Raw genomic sequence first — 21,575 nt, 5'->3', positions numbered from 1 at the left:
ACAGCCCGCTGAAGGTCTCGGTCAACGTCGACCTGCCGGCCCGCCCCGAGGCCCCGGTCGAGTCCGCCGTCTACTTCGTGGTCAGCGAACTGCTCACCAACGCCAGCAGGCACGGCGGCGGGCGCCACGTCGCGGTGGACATCAGCCGGCGCGGTCCCGCCCTGCGCATCACCGTCACCGACGACGGCCACGGCGGCGCCGACCCTTCACGCGGCAGCGGCCTGCGCGGCATCGAGCGGCGAGTGGCCGCGTTCGACGGCGTCCTGACCATCCATAGCCCAGAGGGAGGTCCGACCATCGCCACCGTCGACATCCCCCACGCGTTCGCCGGACAGGTCCCCCGCCGCACCAGACTGCCTGCCTGGAAGTACGCACTGATGGTGCTCTGCTGGGGGATGGGCTGGTTGCCGCTGTTCCCGCAGAGACTGGTGGCGGCGGCCTTCAAGATCTACGGCGCTGACGAGCAGAGCTGGTTCCTGGCGCTCTACCTGCCCGAGGCACTCCAGTGGCCCACCATCATCTCCATGCTCGCTCTCGGCATGGCCATGCTCATCATCGCGCAGGGCCTCGCCCAGCAGGCCGAGCAGCTGAAATCGGAGGTCAACGTCTGAGGGTGGTCCTGGCCGGAGACCAGTGCGCGTGAATCGATTAATCCTTGCTCCAGGACTCGTATTCACTCACGTCGTCGTCTCGCCGGCGACGGTCTCGCGACAACACCAGGCGGAGATCGCTTGGTGTTGTCGTCGCACTGATCAACGCATAGGTGTTGTGTCCGTGCGGCTCGGTCACGTGTTGATTGGGATGTTCGCCCTGGTGAGTGCTGCGCTGCGGACTTCCCGAACCGGAAGGGATCGAAGGGTGATGGCTATGTGCGGGGGCGGAGATGGGTGAGGCGGCGGAGTCGACTCCGAGGCGGTTGTTCGCGGCGCGGCTGGCCGAGCTGCTGGACGTGGCCGCTGATCTGCCGGTGAAGAGTCTGGTGGGTGAGGTGAATCGGCGGCGGCCTGCGGGGCGGGGGCGGCCGGTGAGCGGGCCGCGGATCAGCGACTGGAAACGTGGTCGCCATCTGCCGGAGTCGGAGGCGGCCTTCTTGGTGATGGTCCGGGTGCTCGTGGAACATTGCCGGGGCCGGCGGGCGCTGCCTGCGCACGTGAGTGCGGGTCTCCTCGACGAGGAGCAGTGGCGGCGGTGGTTGCGGGAGGCTCGGTCGTCTCCGCCTGATTCGGCGGCGGTCGAACCGGCCCGGGCGAAGGGGGCCGCCGCTGAGACGACCAGGACCAGGGAAGCCGCCGGGGCCAGGGAATCGACCGCTGAGGCCGCCGGGGACAGGGAATCGACCGCGGCCGGAGCCAGTGAGGCCGCGGGGGCCAGGCAATCGACCGCTGAGGCCGCCGGAGCCTGGGAGGCGGCCGAGGCGGAGGACCACCAGTGGGCGGGGGGGTGTCCGTATCCGGGGTTGGCGGCGTTCGAGCAGGCGCAGGCGCAGGTGTTCTTCGGCCGGGAGAGGTTGACCGCGCAGTTGGTCGACGCGCTGGCCAATCGGCTGGACCGTCCGGGGATTCTGGTGGTGGCCGGGGCATCGGGGGCGGGCAAGTCCTCGCTGGTCCACGCGGGATTGTTACCGGCGCTGGCTGCTGGGGAGCTGAGTGCCGAGTCGGCCGGGTGGCCGGTGGCGGTGGTGCATCCGACCGCAACCCCGCGCGATGAGTTGGCGCGGGTGCTGGCCGCATTGGCCGGCGCCGACCCGGCCCCGATCCGGCAGATGCTGAGCAGTGCGCCGCAGCAGGCGCACACCGTGGTGCGTGATGTGGTGGTCACCCGTCCCGGCGCCTCGGCCGGTGGTGCGGCCACCAGCAGTGGTGATCGGCTGGTGCTGGTGGTGGACCCGTTCGAGCGGGTCTTCACCCTGTCGGAGGACGCAGAGCCCGGCGGTGCCGGCTGGGCCGAGGGGCAGCGGGCGGACTTCATCGCGGCGCTGCACGCGGCGGCGACCCGGCCGTGCGGGCCGGACGGCGAGCCGGCCGCGTTGGTCATCGTGGTGGTGCGCAGCGATTTCCTGGCCGAGTGCGCGGCTTACCCGCAGCTGGCCGACGCGGTGCGGGACGGGTTGTTCCTGGTCGGGCCGATGAGCGGACCGGAGTTGCGCCTGGCCCTGACCGGTCCGGCCGAACAGGCAGGGGTGAAGATATCTCCGGCGCTGGTGGACACCATCCTGGGTGATCTCCCGGCTCGCGCGGCCGACGGCCGGTACGAGGTGGGCGCGCTGCCGTTGCTGTCGGAGGCGATGCGGGTCACCTGGAAACACCGTGAATCGGACAAGCTGACCAGCCGCAGCTACGGCCTGTCGGGCGGGGTCGCCCACGCCGTCCAGACCAGCGCCGAGACCGTCTACACCGCGCTGCCCGCCGGTCAACAGGCCATCGCCCGGCAGGTGTTCCACCGGCTGACCAAGCTCACCGCCGACGGCCGGACCGTCCGCCGGCCCATGCCCTACCAGCGTCAGCCCCTCCCCCAGCCTCCGTCGGCCGGTGCCGGACGGACGGACGGACGGCAGAACGGCGTCGATCCGGCCGATGTCGAGCAGGTGGTGGAGGCGTTCGCCGCGCAACGGCTCATCGTGGTGGGCGAGCAGACCGCGGAGATCACCCACGACTCCCTACTGCACGCCTGGCCGCGGCTGGCAGGGTGGCTCCAGCAGGACCCGGCCGACCAGGCCCTGTACCACCGGTTGCTGGAGGACGCCGAGGACTGGGCTCGCAACCAGCGTCGCGCGTCGTTTCTCTACCACGGCGAGCGTCTGACCTCCGTCCTGCGCGCCCGGCTCCACTGGCAGGCCCACCCCGACCGCTACCCCGACCCACCCGGCACCGCGGAGGATTTCCTGGACGCCGCCGTCACCGCGCGCAAACGCGCCACGGTGCTGCGCCGCACCGTGACCACCGCCCTGGCCGCGTTGCTGGTCGTGGCGTTGACCGCGGCGGGCCTGGCGATCAAGGCCGAGCGGGATATCAGCGGCCAGCGCGATGTGGCCCTGTCGCGCCGGCTGGCCGCCCGAAGCGAACTGCTCACCGGCGGCGACCCCGCACTACCCGCGCTGCTGGCGGCGACGGCCTGGCGGATCAGCCACACCCCCGAAGCCCGCGCCGCCATGCTCAACATCCTCAGCCGCCCGCAACGCGCCGTCCTCACCGCCCCCTCCGGCCCTATCTCCGCGGTGACCTTCGGCCCTGACGGACGGATGCTGGCCACCGTTGGCGACGGCCTGACGCGATTATGGGACACCCGGACCCGCAAACTGATCGGTACGGCTATCCCTGGGTACAAGGGCTGGGTCTCCTCGGCCGCCTTGAGCCCCGACGGGCGGACACTGGCCATCGGCGACGACGGCACCGTGCGGCTCTGGAACACCGCGACGCGCACTCCCATCGGCGACCCACTCCCTGCTCAAGAACACGCCGTCACCGCCATCTCCTACAGCCCAGACGGCAAGACCCTGGCCACCGGCGGTTTCGACGGCACCATGCGGCTGTGGAACACCGCGACCCGCACTCCCATCGGCGACCCACTCCCCGCCCACGCACACGCCGTCACCGCCATCTCCTACAGCCCAGACGGCAAGACCCTGGCCACCGGTGGCTCCGACGGCACCATGCGGCTGTGGAACACCGCGACCCGCACTCCCATCGGCGACCCACTCCCCGCCCACGCACACGCCGTCACCGCCATCTCCTTCAGCCCCGACAGCCAGATGCTGGCCGGCAGCGGCATGGACGGCGTGGTGCGGTTGTGGCGGGTCAGAACGCGCACACCGATCAAGCTTTCCCTCCCCAGACACCCCCGTGGCGATTTCTCCGTCGCTTTCAGCCCCAAAGAGCCGACGATCCTGGCCGTTGGGGGCGGTGACGGCACCGTGCGGCTATGGGACGCAGCGAGCCGCACACCCATCGGCGCGCCGCTCACCGGCCACAACTACCGGGTCACCTCGCTCACCTTCAGCCCCGACGGACACACCCTGGCCACCGCCAGTGAGGACAACACCGTGCGGTTGTGGGACATCAGACTTCACAGCTCCATCGGGACTCCGCGCACCGATCATTTCAGCTTGGGCACCCCGGTCGCCTTCAGTCCGGACGGACGGATCCTGGCCATCGGTGGCAGTGACGGCGCCGTGCAGCTGTGGGACGCGGCGAGCCGGGCGCCCATCGGCGCACCGCTCACCGGCCACACCCGGGCGATCACCTCGGTCGCCTTCAGTCCCGACGGCCGGACCCTGGCCACCAGCGGTTTCGATGGCACAACACGATTGTGGAATACACGAACCGGTGAAGCCATCGGTGCACCACTGACCGGGCGTCTCTTCGCGACCACCTCGGTCGCTTTCAGCTCCGACGGAAAGACCCTGGTCACCAGCGGCCCGGACGACAGCAGTGCGCGATTGTGGGATGTCCGGACAGGCGAACCCCTCAATGCCCCGCTCGCCCGCAGCCGCGGATGGGATACCTCGTCCTTTCTGAGCCCTGATGGGCGGGTCCTGGCCGGCATCGGCCAGGACGGCACGGTTCGGCTGTGGCAGGTCAACACCCGCACTCCCACTCCCGTCGGCGCCCCCCTCGTCGGCCACCCCGACAAGGTGACCTCGCTCGCCTTCGGCTCCGATGGACAGATCATGGCCACCGGCAGCAAGGACGGCACGGTTCGGCTGTGGCAGGTCAGCACCCGCACTCCCATCGGCGCCCCCCTCGTCAGCCACACCGACGAAGTCACCTCGCTCGCCTTCAGCCGCAACGGACAGACCCTCGCCACCAGCGGCGTGGATGGCACTGTGCGCCTGTGGGACACCGCGACCAGCACTCCCATCGGCGCCCCCCTCGTCGGCCACACCCACTGGATCGCCTCGCTCGCCTTCAGCCCTGACGGGCAGACCCTGGCCACCAGCGGTGACGACGACACAACGCAACTATGGGAAGTGGGCATGCCCAAAGATCTGCTCGCAGCCGTCTGCGCGATTCCCGCCCGCTCTTTCACTGGCGCCGAATGGGCCCAATACGTGTCGGAAGTGGACTTTCGACCGGTGTGCCGCTGACCCTCGAACAAGCGACGCCGTGAGTGCACCTGTACAGCGGCGAACGGCCGTAGCACCGCCCACATCGACAGGCTCGAGCGTCTCGGTCGCGAGGTCCGTGCCTTCACGTAGGGGCGTGTCGTCTCATGACGCGGTCACCTTGTGTGACTGCCCGGCAGATGGGCGAGCAGCATGTCCAGTGGTCGCGGCACGCGGTCGAGGTCGAGTGCCGCGACGAGGGGGGCGGCGTAACGGATCTTGCGGCCGCCGCCCGAACCCATGAACCGGCGGAGCTGGGCGTGGGTCGTGCCCTCGCGCCATGCGGGCTGCTTCTGCAGTGTGCGAAACGAGCCGAGTTCCCCCTGGGCGTCGACGACGCGTTCGACCGTGGCGGTGCCCAGGGCGCGGATCAGCTCGTCTTCCAGGTCGGCGACGCACACGAAGAAGCCGAGCGCCTCCAGATCGCTCCGGCCCAGATCGGACCCGAGGCCGGCGCGCTCGAGACCCCGCCGGAAGTGGCCTTCCTCCCCGACGTCGCACAGACCGGCCAGCCGGAGGTCGCGACCGGCAGGGCCGAACCTGCGAAGGTAGGTTCCGATGTTCGTGGCACCGCCCATCGCCACAAGCGAGATGCCTTCGGCCGCCAGGTCCCGGCCGCGGCGCTCGGCCAGCGCCTCGATGGCCGACCTGTCACTAACTCCCTCGACCAGGACCACCGTTCGCGTGTCGCTCACGGGCCCAGCCTCGCACCGCGCCCCAGAAGGTTCACCTTGTTCACGCGCCGGAAGGCCAATGGTCGTTCCACGCGCCGGAGGGTCACCTGCCGTTTCACGCGCCGGAAGGTCACCGGTCGTTCCATGCGCCGGAAGGCCATCGGTCGCGGGTCACGGTCCGCGACCGGCGCGCCGCTCTCACCGCGCGAGCAGCGGGAGCGCCGGGAAGGGGTGGTCCTGCCACAGCAGCCGCGAGGCCTCTTCCGGGTAGACGGTGACCGTCGACGGCGTGTCGAAGATCTGCGCGAGGCGCCGGCCGGCGTCGTACGCGGGCCAGCCCGGGTCGCCGAGTGCGGCGAACGCCGTCCACGACCCGCGCATCCGCGCGGACAGCTCCTCCGCCTCCGAGGAGGGCGGGGCGCCGATAAGCGTGGCGGGTCGTCCGCTGCCGAGGTTGCCGAAGACGAGCGGCACGTCCAGACCGTGGCAGGCGCCGAGGGCGCCGCCCCATCCCGGCGCGGGCCAGGTCAGTTCGTACAGGTAGGCCTGACCGCCGCCGGCGACCTGCGCGTCGGCGAGGCGGAGGCTCGGCATGCGGAACAGCCAGTCGGCGTTGACCAGCTCGTACAGCTCCTCGTCGGACGCGGCCGGAAACGCCTCCCGGTATCGGCGCGCGCCGTCCGGGCCGGGGGCGAGCGTGCGCAGCGCGGTGTCGGCCTGCTCGTGCGTGACCTGGCCGAGCACGCCGTCGATCAGGCTGAACAACCGGTGCTCGTCCCGCGTGTGCCCGGTGAGAAGCGCGATGTCGCGGGCGGCGCCGTCGGCCAGCGCCTGCCAAGGGGTGACCGGCAGGACGTCACCGTCGACGACGGGGGCGTACGGGATCGGCCGGTGGGTGATCTGCCCCCAGCGCTCCCGCCATTGGCCCATCTTGGCGTGAATCGCGTCGCCCGCGGCGGGCAGCCGGGCCGGGGCCACCGCCGACAGGCCGGACACCGTGGGCGGCACCCCCAGCTCGGCGGCGCACGCGGCGGCGATGTCGGCGGCCAGTTCGGGAGAGAAGAACGGTCCCGGCACGCTCTGCGCGACCGCCCGGTGGAACAACCCGGCGGCGAGCGGCATGGCGAGCAGCGCGGCGACCGACCCGCCACCGGCCGACTCCCCGAAGACCGTGACCCGGTCCGGATCGCCGCCGAACCCTCGGATGTTGTCGCGCACCCACCGCAGGGCCGCGACCTGGTCGAGCAGTCCCCGGTTCGCCGGGGCTCCGCCGATCTGCGCGAACCCCTCGATGCCGAGACGGTAGTTGAGGGTCACGACCACGGTGCCGCTCACGGCCAGGTGCCCGGCGTCGTACTCCGGCAGGCTGGAGTCGCCCATGGCGTAACCGCCGCCGGGGATCCACACCATCACCGGCAGCGCTGCCGCCGGACCCGGTTCCGGTGTCCAGACGTTGAGCGTCAGCCAGTCGTCGCCGGCGGCGTCCTCAGTCGCCCCGAGCACGCCGGACTGCGGTGGCGGCGGGCCGTACGCGACCGCCGGACGCACACCGTCCCAGCCGCGCACCGGCCGCGGCGCGGCGAACCGGAGGGCACCGACCGGCGGCTCGGCGAACGGGATGCCGCGGAAGACCGCCGACCCCGCCTCCCGGGCGCCGCGGAGAACGCCGGCCGTCGTGCGGACCTCCGGCTCGGACTCGGACGGCTTGCTGGATGCGGTGACGGCCACGTCGCGGTCTCCTCCCCGTACCTGCTCGCGCCGAGCATCCCAGCGCACGCCATCGACGGGCAAACCATTTACACGACGACTCATCCGGTGAGAAGAAGCGGCCTTTCGACCGGTGTGCCGCCGACCGACGCGGCCAGTGCCGTGAACGAGCGACGCCGTGGTCGGCTGTGAAGGCTTCCCCAGTGCGCTGTCCACGGACGTTCACCGGCTCGGGCGCCGTAGCAGGCGCAGGCATCGCCGTACCACGACCCGCCGACCCGGCGCCGATCACCGCAGCACGTCACCCGGGTAGAGAGCAGCGCCCGGCGAACGTACGCGGTCACCGCACCAGGCGCGGCCCGGGGTGGAAAGCCGCGCCCGGTGAAGGTAGGTGGTCACCGCGCTGGGGGCAGGCGCGGACGACGCCGAACGGCCTGGCGGTCGTGGGCGCGGAAGAAGTTCTTCTGCCGGATGTAGAGAAGCTCGCCACGGCTCCGACTCACCTGTGAAAGCGAAGGGCGAAGCCCCCCGAGAACAGGAGCCGGACATGCGTAAGATCATCTTTTGGGTGCACACCTCGATCGACGGCCACATCGACGGTCCGAACGGCGAGTTCGACTGGCCGGTGATGGGCGAGGAGCTGTCGGCGTACTCCGAGGCACTGGCCGACCGTTGCGACACCTTCCTGTACGGGCGCGGCGTCTGGGAAGGCATGGTGGCCTTCTGGCCGAACGCCGAGTCGATGTCGGACCACCCGCACGTCCTGCAGTTCGCCCCTCGCTGGCGCGACACGCCCAAGATCGTCTTCTCGACGACGCTGAAGCAGGACGACTGGGCCGCCCGGATCATCGGCGACGACCTCGCCGCGCAGGTCGCCGAGCTGAAGCGGCAGGACGGCACGGACCTGCTGCTCACGGGCGGCTCCGGCCTGGCCGCCGCGCTCACCGACCACGGGCTGATCGACGAGTACCACATCGCGGTGCACCCGGTCGTGCTGGGCGGCGGCCGGCCACTGTTCGTCCCCCGCGACGAACGCCTCGGCCTGCGACTGACCGACTCGCGCACCTGCGACTCCCAGGTCGTGGTGATGCGGTACGACCGCGTCTAGACGTGCTAGAAGCCGGGACGGCTCGCGCGGACGCGGTCCGTCGGTGTACGGGACCTGCGGCGATCGTCCTCTCATGTCCGAGTGTTCCGAGTGAGTCGCGAATCGGCTTCCGGCACGCGTCTCACAGCCGTCCCGCATACGGTGATCGTCTCCATGCTCACGGAGATGCCGAGAACGAACAGAGGAGGCGACACTCGATGGACCGACTGCCTCGCGATCTGCCGATCGTGGAACGGGACGTCGTGCGGCTGGTCGTGCGTGACGATCTCGACCGGATCCTGCTGTTCCACACCCACGAGATCACCGCCCCAGAACTCGGTCAGTGGTGGGAACTGCCCGGTGGCGGCCTCGACCCCGGTGAGGACTACCGCCAGGCCGCCCGGCGCGAGCTGCGCGAGGAGACGGGCATCACGATCGGCGATGACCAGATCGGAGCGCCGACCTGGACCCGCGACGGCTCGTTCCGCCACCGCGACGTCCGCCATCTTCAGCACGAGGTCGTCGTCGAGGTCCGCCTGGCCGGGCCGGGGCCCGACATCGACGACCGCGACCGGCTGGACTACGAGAAAGAGGACTACTTCGACTTCCGCTGGTGGCCGATCGCCGAGGTGGTGGCCAGCCCCGACCAGTTCTATCCCCGCGCACTTCCCCGCCTGCTGACCCGCTTTCTCGACGGCGAGACGATCGAAGAACCACCGGAGATCTGGCCGTGACCCGCGACCACGCCGCGGATCCCCCACCACGACCGCGCACCGGCCGGCCCCGGCGACACACCGACCAGCACTCACATGACCAAACCCCGGGTTGTCGTATGGCCCTACCTGAGGTTCACCGGGCTCCCCGCCGCACGCCCCCTTCGATCAGGGGTGCGGGAAGGAACCGAGGAGGATGACGGCCGCTTCCGAACATGGCCGGTCCGGCGGGCGGCGGAGTCTCTACTGTGCATACGTGTCGATCTGACGGCGTTCCGTCGTCCGCGACTGCTGTGGCCTCACCCGCTTCACCGGCGACGACGGCAGCGAGATCGCTTGACTCCCGATTTTCGCGGTATAAAAGGGGAGTGGCATCGGGAAGACGAGGGAGCCATCGATGACTGTCGTGAAGCCTCGCAAGTCGCCGCAGAGCGGCACGAGAGAGCATCAACATCGCGCCGCTGCTTCGACGGAGCGCCACCATGGGCCCGCCACCGGACATGCCTCTGGCAGGAAAGACGCCGAGGAACGTGCTGCACTCACCTTGTTCGATCAAGCCAAGAAGCTGGATCAGGTGGCTTCCAGTACCCATGAGGCAGACACCCGCGACAAGGTGAGGGAGGTGGTCTCGGATCTGCTCTCTCATGCTGAGCCGGTACGCGTGACAACCGCATCGAAGATCCTCAAGTTGGATTCGAAGACCGTCCGCGCATGGGCCAAGCAGGGAGTGCTCACCACCGCACAGGACAAGCCTCGCCTGATGCTGGAGGCAGAACGCTTGTACGCCGTGGCGACTCTGGTCCATGACCTTCGCAAGGCGGGCCGCTCGCGGCATCTCCTCGACGCCGTCTGGAACCGTCTCCAAGATGAAGAGTTCCTGGAAAGCGACGAACTGGCCGAAAGTCTTGACCAGATGCGGCTGGGACAGGGCCGGCCGTGGCGGGAAGTCAGATCGACGTTGCACTCGACGGAGCCTGAACACCTTGCAGATGAAGACTGAGGTATTTTTCTCATACCTGGCGGAGAAATATGCTGGGACCTTGAGAGGAGCCGACCTCGCAGCGCTTGGCGCTTTCGTGGACGACCTTGAATCTCGAGGTTGCGCAGCCTTGGGATACAGGCTTACCGGAGAGGTCCCGGTGAGCCGGCTATGCGTCAAACATCTGCGAGGCCCCATCCGTGCTGTAGTCGCATTCGAAGAGCCTGGGCGAGCCTGGGTGTTGTTGGTAGGTCCACACGATGACCGCAACAAGGCGCACGATGTATACGCGGCACTGTGGAGACTGTGCGGACTGCAGGCTCCGCCTCCCGGCCGACGAACCAAACCGCCCTGCTGTGATGGCAATGACGCAGCGCCCGTTCTCAACGAGGTAGACGATCTGGTCGCCCGCTGCCGCCTTCTCGCCAGACCGGCTCGACGACGCCGTGATGCCGACTGCGGTTGAGGGACGGCTGCGGCTCCCGGCCGCAGGTCGGTGGGCGCGCGGGCGGGAATCGCTTGTGGCCGGGTTGTTCCGGCTGTTCGTCAGCGGGTGGGAGGCGGCGGGCACCGGTTTCTCAGGGACCGGCCCGGCGGCCGGCTCTGGGACGAGGGTGACGACGCTGGGTTCCCTGGGGGCCTTGCCGAGGCGTTCACGGCGCCCCTTTCACCGCCCACGCCAACGCGATCATCTCGCTCGCCTTCAGCCCTGACGGACGGACTCTGGCCACCAGCGGCAAGGACGGCACTGTGCGTCTGTGGGACACCGCGACGAGCGCCCCCATCGGCGCCTCCCTGGCCGCCCATGCCGACGGGGTCACCACGGTGGCCCTCCCGCCAGGCGCGGCGGACGAACCGGAACGGCCTGACGGTCATGGGGGCGGGCCGGAACGGCCTGAGGGTCGTGGGGCGGAAACGAGTGCCGGGATGGAATGCGACGGCCTCCTCCGTGGGTGCCCTGGTGCACGGAAGTTCGTCACCTCGCAACGCGGAGTTCATTGCCCGCCATGGGGTGCGTGCCACGCTTGCCCGCGTGTTCAGGTGATGCGAGACACCCGCAGGGGGTGTCCGTCCTCGACCGACAGCGAGGGACATGTCTGGTACCGGCACAATCTGGGTGATGGGTGGGCCGGCGCATCGCCGTGTCCGAGGGATGACCGCCTCCAAGCGGCGGTTCTGGATCGTGCTGGCGGTGGTCGCCGCACTGATCGTGGGCGAGGTCACGACGGGGGCGCGGGCGGCGTCCGCGGCGCCGGCGACCGATCTGGTGCTCGACTTCGCGGTGCCCGATTTCGACCGGGCGGCCGCCGAGCGGGCCTACTCCTCGCTCTACGAGACCTCGATGCTGGACGAGATCTTCGACGACCTGATGAGTGAGGGCGCGGCCGGCGGCCAGGTCCCGGGGCCGCTGCCCGAGGTCCCCGCGGACATCCCGGGGACCCTTCAGATCACCGACACCGGCTTTCGCATCGTCATCTCAAAAGATGACATCAGCGCGTCGGCCTCGTCCTTCGTGAACTGGATCATCATCATCGCGGCGAGCACCGCCGCCGGGGCGTTGACGCTGCTCGGCTGCTTCATGGCGACGGCCAACCCGTACGTGTGCAAATCACTGGCGGGAGCCACCACCGCCGTCACCGGACGGTTCGTCGCCGCGAAACTCAACGGCGAGGACATGTCCACCCCCCAATTCTGGGGAACGGTCATCGCCGCCGCGATCATCGGCGCGCTCGCCGGCGCCTTCATCGAGTTCGTGACGCAGTTCTCCAAGGCGAACTCCGAGGCGATCTTCACGGCGATCAGCGAGGCGATCTCGAAGGCCGTCGCCTGGCTGGGATCCTGGGCGACCGCGGGTGTCAGGGCGGCGGCCGAATGGTTCCGCGGCTTCATGCCCCAGGTCGGACGGGAAGTCCCGCCGGCCCTGCAACGTGAGCTCGACCGGCTCGGTCAGTTGCCCCCGGCGAACCTGAGGATCATGCCGATGGGCGACTCGATCACCAGGGGCGTCGGCGGGTCCCCCGGCGGGGTCGGCTACCGCCTGGGACTGCTGCAGCGGTTGCAGAAAGACGGGCACGGCGTGGACTACGTCGGCTCCCTGGACGACGGGGCGGGCTCCATCTCCGACACCGACCACGAAGGCCATCACGGCTGGCGGATCGACCAGGTCGACGCGGTGACCGAGTGTGCCATCCTGAGCTACCTGCCCAACGTCGTCACCCTGCACCTGGGGACCAACGACATGTCGCAGAACTTCGACGTCGGCGCGGCGCCGGCCCGGCTCGCCCGGCTGATCCGCGAGATCACCAACGTCTCCCGGACGACCGTCGTCCTGGTGGCCACGCTGGTGCCGTCACTCGACGGGACGATCAACTCCCGGATCAGGGCCTACAACTCCCGGCTGGCGGCCACGGTCACCACCCTCGCGGCCGAGGGCAGACGGGTCCGGCTGGTCGGCATGGGCGCCGTCACCTCGGCGGACATGAACGACTCACTCCATCCCAACGCGAACGGCTACCGCAAGATGGCCGAGGCCTTCCACCGGGCGATCAGGCTGGCCATCGACGACCGGGTCATCGCCGACCCGGTGCCGGGCGGCCCCTGGTCGTGCGGACCAGCCCCCGGCGGCCCTCCGGAGAACTCAGGCCCGGAGCCGGCCTCCCCCGGCTGGAACCCGATCGGCGAGGCCGCTTCGGGTGTGGGCGCGCCCAGTGACCACGTGCGGCTCGCGGACATGGACGGCGACGGGCTGGAGGACTACCTGGTCGTCCAGGACGAGGGCCAGGTCCGGGCGTGGCTGAACAACGGCGCGGCCGCCGGCAAGGGGTGGACGTGGAAGGGCGAGATCGCCACCGGCGTCGGCTACCCCCGCGACCAGATCCGCTTCGCCGACATGAACGGCGACGGCCTGGACGACTACCTGGTCGTCCAGGACCAGGGCCAGGTCCGGGCGTGGCTGAACAACGGCGCGGCCGCCGGCAAGGGATGGACGTGGAAGGGCGAGATCGCCACCGGCGTCGGCTACCCCCGCGACCAGATCCGCTTCGCCGACATGAACGGCGACGGCCTGGACGACTACCTGGTCGTCCAGGACCAGGGCCAGGTCCGCGCCTGGTACAACAACGGCGCCGCAGCCGGCGAGGGATGGACGTGGAAGGGCGAGATCGCCTCCGGCGTCGGCGCGACCCGTGACATGGTGCGCCTGCAGGACATCAACGGCGACCGCCGGGCCGACTACCTGGTCGTCCAGGACGACGGCACGATCCGGGCCTGGCTCAACGACCTCGGCGGCCGGGGATGGATCTGGCAAGGGACCGTCATCCCGGGCGTCGGCGCCACCCGCGCACAGGTGCGTCTCCACGACCTCAACGGCGACCACCAGGACGACTACCTCGTGTTCGGGGAGCTGGGCCAGATCAGGGTCTGGATCAACCAGCGCCCGACCAGTCCCGTCCCGGGAGAGTGGTAGCGGCGCCGACCGGCCGGCGGCCCGTCCTGCGCCACTCCCGCAACGGCGCGGTCGCCCACCGGCGACCGCCCGATCAAAGGTCATGACGGACGACGGTGGCTCCCGGTCGCCGCTGTGCGGGCCGCGGCCGGGAGCCGGCGCAGGTCGGGGAGGCAGAGGCGCCTTACCGGACGGGGGCGGGAACCTGCTCCTCCGGGGCGGCGGCCGCCGGCGTCTCGGGGACGAGGGTGACGACGCTGGGCTCCTTGGGGGCCTTGCCGAGGCGTTCGCGGAGCTTCATGGCCGGCTTCTCGATGAGGTAGAAGCTGACCGTGGCACAGGCCACGCTGCCGACCAGGGTGACCAGCAGCAGCACCCCGAAGTTCCCGGCGCGGAACAGGTTGCCGTGCCAGAAGTAGATGATCGCGATGTGCCACAGGTAGACGCCGTAGGAGATGCGGCCGAGGAACAGCATCACCTTGTTGGTCACCACGGCCTCGATGAACCGCGACCGCAGGTGCGGCAGGGTCAGCGGGGTCACGGCGAGGAAGCCGAAGATCAGGTACATGACGTGCTCGAGGACGCCCTGGCCGAGGCCGGGGTAGTTGGCGCTGGCCGGGTCGCCGAACGGCGAGACGCAGGCGATCAGGTAGGCGACGAGCGCGCCGGCCCAGCAGAGCAGCGGCCACCTGTAGGCGGCGCGGTAGGCGCCGGGCACGTGGTCCATCGACACCTGGGCGGCGGCCGACAGGGTGGCGAGCATCATGCCGGTGGCGATGAAGTCGATCCACCCGGGGGGCCAGTTGCCCTCGATGGGCCAGGCGCCGAAGGACGGCAGGTGCGTCCAGGCGGTCCAGGCGATGCTGATCGGGATGATCAGCGACAGCGAGATCAGGATGCGGCGCACCCGCGCCGCCGGGGTGGCGGCCCTGCGCGCGATCTTGTGCAGGATCCAGGCGATCACCGGCAGGGCGAAGTAGAACGCGATCTCGGTCGCGAGGCTCCAGGTCTGCTCACCGCCGAGGACCCAGGCGTTCTCCTGGTAGATCTGCAGCAGCAGGAACGGCCGCACGACGTCCCAGACCCCATGGATGTTGTCCCGGTTGAGCGTCACCAGGACGACCGCGATCAGCACCCAGTAGGCCGGAAGGCATCGCAGCGCGCGGCGCCACAGATAGGGCTTCACCCGGGGCGTCGGGGTGCCGGCGATGGTGGCCAGAGCGAAGGGGCGATAAAGCAGCATGCCCGACAATGTGAAGAAAATCGGCAGGCTCACCTGAAGCTGGTTGAGCAGGACGCTGAAGACGCCGTTCCCGGTCTCCTCCAGGCCGGGGGCCTCGTTCCACCGCATCTGGCCCGCGCTGAAAGCGACGTGGAGAACGAGCACCCCAAGGGCCGCGAGCCCTCGCATTCCCTCAAGATGCGGGAAATACCGGCGCGCCGCGCTGGGGGCCGCTCCAGCGGGGTTTCCCGCCTTCTCTGACACGACCATAGAGTGCTCCTTACGAATTGGTCGACGCCACCAGCTTCGTTCCGGCGGTTCCCCGGCGCATCTCACCAATTGCGCAATTTCGCCGCACCCTATTTCCGCGCGCCTTTCACGCCCATGCTCGCGCCGCGCGGGACGGCCGCCCGCCGCGGTGATGAGGGGGCCGGCGGGTCAGGCCGAGAAGGCGCCGGTGATCTCGGCGGCCACGGCGCGCCGGTTGGGCTCGTCGAGCAGGTAGAAGTGGCCGCCGGGGAAGACGCGCATGCGCGCTCCCGCCTCCGCGCGGTCCTGCCAGGCCACCAGCTCGCGCACGCTGACCAGTTCGTCCCGGTCGCCGCCGAGCACGGTGAGCGGCATGGTGATCCGGCCGTCGAGGTTGCGCCGCACGAGGCGGGCCGCGAGGGTGAGGTCGGAGCGCAGCAGGCCGAGCACGTACGTGCGCCAGAAGGGGCTGTCCATGATCTCCTGCGGGGTGCCGCCGCCCAGCCTGACGACCTCGAGCAGGACGGCGTCGTTCCACGCCGCCTCCCGCTCGAACTTCACCCCGGCCGGCGGGTGGGCGCTCAGCACGAGCCTGGCGCACGCGCCCGGGTCGGCCAGCGCCACGGCGACCGCGACGGAGACCCCCATGCTGTGGCCGAAGTACACGGTCGCGCAGGACGGCAGGCCGGTCAGTTCGGCCAGGACGCCGTCCACCACGGCTCCGGGGTCCTCCGGCGTCCTGTCGTAGCTCTCGCTGAAGCGCCGCTCCCTGCCGGGCAGGGTGACCCCGAGCACGTCGTAGGTGTCGGGGAGGGCCGCGAGCAGGGGCATCAGGGCGTTGGGCCCGGCCCCGGCGTGCGGGAACACCACGACGCGACCCTCGGGCTCGCCCCTGGCGGCCCGCAGGGCGGCGGTCCACGTCCCCGCCTCGGCGCGCCGCGCCTGCTGCCGGACGCTCATCGGCCGTCCTCCCATCGGTGGTCCGCAATCATCGGCCGTGCGCGTCGGATCCCCGCGCTCATCGGCCGTCGTCGCATCGGTCGTCCGCGCTCATCGGCCCTCGTCGCATCGAATGCCGGCGCTCATCGGCCGTTCCGCGTCGAAAGCCCGCGCTCAACGGCCGTCCTCCCGTCGGGTGCCCGCGCTCATCGCCTGGCCACGCCCGCCGGGTGGTACATGCGGCTCACGCAGGCGGAGGCGAGCGCGTCCAGACTGGAGATCATCATGTCCGGAGGCAGGGAGGCCGCCGCGTAGGCCAGGGGCAGCTCGGTGCAGGCGGCCAGCACCGGGAGTCTCTCCCGGTGCCACAGGCCGCGGGCCACCGTGCCGAGCAGCGCCCCGGCCTGGTGGGACCGCCCGGCCTTGACCAGCGTGGCGGTGTGGTGGATGGCCTCCTGCGTGCCGCTGCCGGGCAGCAGCAGGCGGTACCCGAGCGCCTCGGCGCGCCGCTGGTACAGGCCGCCGGCGACGGTTCCGGTGGTGGCGGCCAGCCAACCGCCCTGTGGGCTGCGCCGCGCGGCCTCCTCCAGCGTGGCGTCCACGATGTGCACGACCGGCGCCGGGAGCGTCTCGGCGAGCCGGTCGAGGTAGACGTGCGCGGTGTTGCAGGGGACGGCCAGCAGGTCGGCCCCCCATTCCGCCAGCCTGGCCAGACCGTCCCTGATGGGCGGCAGCGGGGCGTCGCTGCCCGCGAGCACCGCCGCCGTCCGGTCGGGGATGGACGGGTCGGACAGCATCACGATCCTCGGGTGCTCCTGGTCGGTCGTCCCGGGGACCCGGGCGGCGAGCAGGCGCAGGAACTCGGCGGTCGCCAGCGGACCCATCCCGCCGAGGATGCCGAGGGTCGGCCGCAGTGGGGGCAGCGGGCGCGGCGGGCGCGGCACCCGGGTGCCCACGCCCTCGCCGTCCCGCGCGCCGGTCCTCATGTGACCTCGGTGCCGGCGCGCGACAGCAGCTCGGCCACGCGCCGCGGGATGTCGGCCTCGCGCAGCAGACCGTGCAGCTTCGGGCCGCACCACCAGTCCAGGCGCAGCCGGCCGTCCTCGACGGCGGCGTTCACCGACAGCACGTACGGGCGGGTGGTGGGCGCGACGGTGTAGTCGGCCTCATCCCGCGTGGCGAGCCGGAAGGGCGCGCCGGCGGGGAGCAGCCGGGACAGGTCGCCGAAGTGGTCGTACCTGATGCGGGCGGCGGGGCTGGTGCGCGGCGCGATGCCGCAGGGCCCGTCGAAGGAGACGATCGCCTTGGTCACGGCCGTCAGCGGGCCGACCTGGCGCACGCCGAGGTCGCGGTCGCCGCCGGCGGTGTGGTCCTGCACGTCGATGGTGATGAACTCACCGCCGATCCACTCGGTCAGCACGGTGGCGATGGCCGACAGCACCCTGGCGGCGTCCGGGGTGCCGTCGCCCGCCAGGTCGGGGGCGACGACGCGGGTGCGGGTCGGGGTGCCGGCGGCGTCGGCCGAGCATCCGGGCAGGATGCAGTCGCCGGCGCTGGCCGTCCACCCGGCGGGCACCGCGGCGGGCGCGCCTTCGGGCATGGTGGCGGCGGCGCCCAGGAAGGACGCGGCCGGGGGCAGCTCGACCGGCGTCCCGGCCTCCGTCTGGGCCCAGGCGGTGCACAGGTCGTCCAGGATGAGCCGCCACGACGGGGTGTCGGCGACCAGTTCGTGGACGACCAGCAGCAGCCAGGACGGGCGGGAGCCGCGGTCGGCGAGGGCGATCTGCAGCACCGGTCCGTCGGTGAGGCTGAGCCGGGCGCGCATCCGGTCGACGGCGGCGCGCAGCAGCCCCGGCTCGGCGGCCTCCTCCAGCCTGGACAGGTCCAGTCCGAGCACTGGCAGCGCCGCGCCGACGCCGCCGTCGCGCTGGCGGCGCTCGCCGTCGCGGTCGAGCAGGCGGGTGCGCAGCGCGTCGTGCTGCAGCAGCAGTTGCAGGACCACCTTGCGGACGCGGGCGGCGTCCGGCCGGCCGGGCAGCTCCAGCAGCAGCGCGCGGCCCCGCCGTTCGACGTCGGCGGAGTGCCGTTCGAGGTAGTCGCGCTGGACCGGCGTCAGCGGCACGGTAAGGTCGCCGGCGAGCACCGGCTTGGGCGGCTCGGGCTCCTCGCCGATGTCGGTGCCGAACCGGGTGGGCCGCGGCGCGGCGAGCGCCTCGCGCTGGACGACCCCGGCGGCGCGCGGGATCTCCTCCACGGCCACCCACTGCTCGGGCACCAGGATGTCGGGCAGGGCGCCCGCCACCGAGGCGCGCAGCTCGTCGCCGTCGATCGGGCCGCGGGGGACGTAGTAGGCGACCAGCCGGCTGCCCAGCCGGTCGCGGTCGGCCGGGTCGGCGTATCCGATCTTGGCGAGCATGCGCTTGACCCGGGCGGTGTTGACCGGGGCGCGCAGCTCCTCGTCGGCCTCGGCGATCTCCAGGTGGCCGACGCGCACCTCCCACCGGGTGGGGGCCTCGTAGTTGTGGTAGCCGCGCTCCTGGTTGTGCACGTAGACGCCCACGTCGTTGATCATGCAGTTGGAGCTGCAGAACCCGGTGTCCTGGGGCTGGGACCAGAAGGACGAGCGCCGCTGGAGGAACTCGCGGATGCCGGTCTTGGTGACGTCGGAGTAGCGGAAGTAGTCGACGACCTCGACCGAGTCGACCGCCGCCGTGGCGATGGCGCTGCCGGTCTGGTGGTAGATCCGGCGGCCGATGGCGAGCTTCGGCTCGATCTCGGCGGGGTCGAACACGCCCTGCTGGTAGAACCACGACAGCCGCTCGTCGATGATCTGCCCGCGTGAGAGGCCGGTGACGATGGTGGGGATGCCGCGCTCGTGGGCCAGTTCGGTGCTGAGGTCGAGCAGCGAGCGGAAGCAGCCGTTGCACACGCTCTTGTGCTGCTCCAGGCTCTGCAGGAAGATCTTGTTCTGGTCGGCGCGGGTCATCGTAAGGTGCTCGATGCCCAGCTCGGCGGTGATCTCCTCGACGTTGTTCAGCGCCGTCTTGGAGATGAAGCCGTTGTCGAAGGTGAAGGTCATGACGCGCAGGCCGAGGTCGACGAGCTGGTGCAGGACGTAGGTGCTGTCCTTGCCGCCGCTGAACAGCAGCAGGCAGTCGTAGTCCGAGCCGCGCGCCCGCGAGCGCTCCTTGATGTGGCGCACCATGTCCCCGGGCTCGCCGAAGTAGGCGTGGATGCGCTCACGGTTGCCGGCGTACATGCCGCACAGGTTGCACACGCCGTCGCCGTCGAAGACGATGCCGGGGTAGCGGCCGGTGATGCCGCAGCGCACGCACAGGCGCTCACCGGCGTCGTCCCCGACGCCCTGGAACACCACCGCGCAGTCGGCGACGCCGTCCTGCCGCATGATCGCCGTCTCGACCTCCCGCTCCAGCAGCCGGGCCTGTTCGGGGCCGAGCTCCGCCGCGGCGGGCGGCGTGTCCTGGTCCGACGGCGTCTCGGTGACGGTGGGCCTGAGGTGCGGCGCCGTCCATCGGATCGATCCGGCCATGTCAGCTCCCGCTCTCGCTCACGAGCACCTCGTGGGTGCCCTGCGCGCCGATGTCGGTCAGTGAGACGAACAGGTCGTCGAGCGGCGCGTCGCGGCCCAGGATGGCGTTCTCGATGAGCGCGGCCAGCGACTCGATGGTCGGCGAGGCGAGGAACTCCTGCAGCGGGACCTCGACGCCGAACTCGGTGCCGAGCCGGGACAGCAGCTCGAACACCACCAGGGAGCTGCCGCCGACCTCGAAGACGCTCTCGCGGACGTCGAGGTCGTCGACGGGCAGGATGCTCTGCCAGACCCGCGCGACGGCCTGCTCGGTGGGGGTGCGCGGCGGGAGGTGGTCCTCGCCGGGAAGCTCGCGGCGCAGCACCGGCGTGGGCAGCGCCTTGCGGTCGATCTTGCCGCTGAGCGTGCGCGGCAGCTCGGCCAGCGGCACCAGGACGGCGGGGACGGCGCTGTCGGGCAGCCGGCCGCGCACGTGGTCGCGCAGTTCCTGCGGCTCGGCGGCGCCGGTCAGCTCGACGAACGCGCACAGGTAGGGGACGCCGCCCTCCTCCTCGGCGGCCACCACGGCGGCGTCGGCCACGGCCGGGTGCTCGCGCAGGACGCTCTCGACGCCGCCCAGCTCGACCCGGACCCCGCCGATCTTGACCTGGTGGTCCTTCCTGCCGAGGAACTCGTAGAAGCCCTCGGGCAGCAGCCGGCCGTAGTCGCCGGTCCGGTACACCACGTCGCCGGGGTCGCCGGTGAGCGGGTTGGTGACGAACGCCTTGGCGGTCGCCTCGGGCTGCCCGTGGTAGCCGAGCGAGCGGTAGGCGGTGCGCAGGTAGATCTCGCCGACGCTGCCCGGCGCGGCGGGCTGCCCCATGCCGTTCAGCAGCAGCACCTCGGCGCCCGGGATCGGCCGGCCGATCGGGATCGAGGGGCGCTCGGCGTCGGCCGGGGTGACGAAGTGGTAGGTCTTGGTCATCGTCGTCTCGGTCGGCCCGTACAGGTTGAGCAGCTTGATCCGCGAGCCGAAACGGCCGAACAGCCGCGCGGCGTCGGCGGGCGGGAGCTTCTCCCCCGACATCGCGACGCAGCGCAGCGACGCCAGCTCGTACTCGCCGGCGGCGGCCTCGCGGATGACCCCGCGCAGCAGCGAGGGCACGCAGTGCACCAGGTCGACGCGCTGCTCGTCGATCCAGCGGGTCAGCGCGGCGGGGTCGAGCAGCGTGTCCTGCGGAGGGACGCAGACGGTGCCGCCGGTGGTGAGCGGGACGAACACGTCGCGCAGCATGGCGTCGAACGCCGGCGAGGTCAGGTGGCTGACCCGCCACCCCGGCCCGACGCCCAGCAGTTCGGTCTCCCAGCGGACGAAGTGGTCGATGCCGGACAGCCGGCCGACGATGCCCTTGGGACGCCCGGTGGAGCCGGAGGTGAAGAACACGTAGCAAGGGTCGTCGGGCCCGGGCTCGTGCGGCGTCACCGCCGCTCCCGCCTCGCCGATCCGCGCCGCCGCGACCCGCACGGCGCCGGGCGCCGCGTCGGTGAGCACGGCGTCGGCCAGCGCCTCGGCGCCCGTCCCGACGACGGCGAAGCCGGGCGCGGTGTCCTCGACCATCTGGGTGAGGCGCACGCGCGGGGCGGCGGCGTCCAGCGGGACGAACACCCCTCCGATGCGGAGGATGCCGAGCAGCGCCGCGATGATCTCCCGGCGGTCCTCGGCGAGGACGGGGACGAGCGACCCGGGGCCTGCTCCCGCCGCCCGCAGGGCGCCGGCCAGGCCGTCCGCCCGGGCCGAGAGCTCCGCGTACGTCAGTCGCCCCTGCGGGGACTCGACGGCCACCTGGTCGGGGAACCGCTCGATCGCGCGTCCTACGAGCGAGTGGATCGCTTCGAAGGCCATCCTGCTTCCTTCCTCTCTGCCAGGGAC

Annotated in this window: 13 protein-coding genes and 1 pseudogene; 7 read left to right on the top strand and 7 right to left on the bottom strand. The window is 71.2% G+C overall.

Going from position 1 to position 21,575, the window contains the following annotated elements:
- The coding region (locus ACFQSB_RS23640; protein ID WP_380829136.1) for a sensor histidine kinase at window positions 1–611 on the top strand (611 nt) is incomplete at its 5' end.
- 845 nt (window positions 612–1,456) lie between these two features.
- Entirely contained in the window at window positions 1,457–5,083 is a 3,627-nt protein-coding gene (locus ACFQSB_RS23635; protein WP_380829134.1) for an NACHT and WD repeat domain-containing protein, read from the top strand.
- Window positions 5,084–5,217: 134 nt separating this feature from the next.
- Here the strand turns inward: ACFQSB_RS23635 and ACFQSB_RS23630 are convergent, their stop codons facing one another.
- Together ACFQSB_RS23630 and ACFQSB_RS23625 are read right to left on the bottom strand one after the other, a co-directional pair.
- Window positions 5,218–5,796 (bottom strand): TOPRIM nucleotidyl transferase/hydrolase domain-containing protein, encoded by a 579-nt coding sequence (locus tag ACFQSB_RS23630; protein WP_380829132.1) that lies wholly within the window; start codon window positions 5,794–5,796, stop codon window positions 5,218–5,220.
- Window positions 5,797–5,973: 177 nt separating this feature from the next.
- Window positions 5,974–7,503: a carboxylesterase/lipase family protein gene (locus tag ACFQSB_RS23625; protein ID WP_380829131.1), complete on the bottom strand. Its 1,530-nt coding sequence runs from the start codon at window positions 7,501–7,503 to the stop codon at window positions 5,974–5,976.
- Window positions 7,504–8,029: 526 nt separating this feature from the next.
- Here ACFQSB_RS23625 and ACFQSB_RS23620 point away from each other — a divergent pair.
- The 5 genes and pseudogenes from ACFQSB_RS23620 to ACFQSB_RS23600 all read left to right on the top strand — a co-directional run bounded on the left by ACFQSB_RS23620 (window position 8,030) and on the right by ACFQSB_RS23600 (window position 13,727).
- Window positions 8,030–8,590, top strand: coding sequence for a dihydrofolate reductase family protein (locus tag ACFQSB_RS23620; RefSeq protein WP_380829130.1), 561 nt, complete (start codon window positions 8,030–8,032; stop codon window positions 8,588–8,590).
- 197 nt (window positions 8,591–8,787) lie between these two features.
- Complete coding sequence (locus ACFQSB_RS23615; protein ID WP_380829128.1) at window positions 8,788–9,303, top strand: NUDIX hydrolase; 516 nt, start codon at window positions 8,788–8,790, stop codon at window positions 9,301–9,303.
- Between the two features lie 376 nt (window positions 9,304–9,679).
- Window positions 9,680–10,282: a hypothetical protein gene (locus tag ACFQSB_RS23610; RefSeq protein WP_380829126.1), complete on the top strand. Its 603-nt coding sequence runs from the start codon at window positions 9,680–9,682 to the stop codon at window positions 10,280–10,282.
- 657 nt (window positions 10,283–10,939) lie between these two features.
- Window positions 10,940–11,014, top strand: a pseudogene (locus ACFQSB_RS23605) (WD40 repeat domain-containing protein); the annotation flags it as partial.
- Between the two features lie 400 nt (window positions 11,015–11,414).
- On the top strand, window positions 11,415–13,727 hold the full coding sequence (locus ACFQSB_RS23600) for an FG-GAP-like repeat-containing protein (RefSeq protein WP_380829124.1): 2,313 nt from the start codon (window positions 11,415–11,417) through the stop codon (window positions 13,725–13,727).
- A 163-nt stretch (window positions 13,728–13,890) separates the two neighbouring features.
- Here ACFQSB_RS23600 and ACFQSB_RS23595 read toward each other — a convergent pair whose 3' ends face one another.
- The 5 genes from ACFQSB_RS23595 to ACFQSB_RS23575 all read right to left on the bottom strand — a co-directional run bounded on the left by ACFQSB_RS23595 (window position 13,891) and on the right by ACFQSB_RS23575 (window position 21,548).
- Window positions 13,891–15,117, bottom strand: a complete 1,227-nt coding sequence (locus tag ACFQSB_RS23595) for an acyltransferase family protein (protein ID WP_354851718.1) — start codon at window positions 15,115–15,117, stop codon at window positions 13,891–13,893.
- 249 nt (window positions 15,118–15,366) lie between these two features.
- Window positions 15,367–16,137, bottom strand: coding sequence for a thioesterase II family protein (locus ACFQSB_RS23590; RefSeq protein WP_380829122.1), 771 nt, complete (start codon window positions 16,135–16,137; stop codon window positions 15,367–15,369).
- 185 nt (window positions 16,138–16,322) lie between these two features.
- Complete coding sequence (cuyB, locus tag ACFQSB_RS23585; protein ID WP_380829120.1) at window positions 16,323–17,102, bottom strand: cysteate racemase; 780 nt, start codon at window positions 17,100–17,102, stop codon at window positions 16,323–16,325.
- A complete protein-coding gene (locus ACFQSB_RS23580; RefSeq protein ID WP_380829118.1) occupies window positions 17,099–19,666 on the bottom strand; it encodes a condensation domain-containing protein in 2,568 nt (855 codons plus the stop codon). The genes cuyB and ACFQSB_RS23580 overlap by 4 nt, the downstream gene beginning before the upstream one ends.
- A gap of 1 nt (window position 19,667) precedes the next feature.
- A complete protein-coding gene (locus ACFQSB_RS23575) occupies window positions 19,668–21,548 on the bottom strand; it encodes a non-ribosomal peptide synthetase (protein WP_380829116.1) in 1,881 nt (626 codons plus the stop codon).
- Window positions 21,549–21,575: the final 27 nt, after the last annotated feature.

It is taken from the genome of Sphaerisporangium rhizosphaerae (assembly GCF_042665155.1).
Taxonomy (GTDB): domain Bacteria; phylum Actinomycetota; class Actinomycetes; order Streptosporangiales; family Streptosporangiaceae; genus Sphaerisporangium; species Sphaerisporangium rhizosphaerae.
The sequence above is the reverse complement of the archived record's forward strand: the minus strand, read 5'-3'. Positions and strand labels throughout refer to the sequence as shown.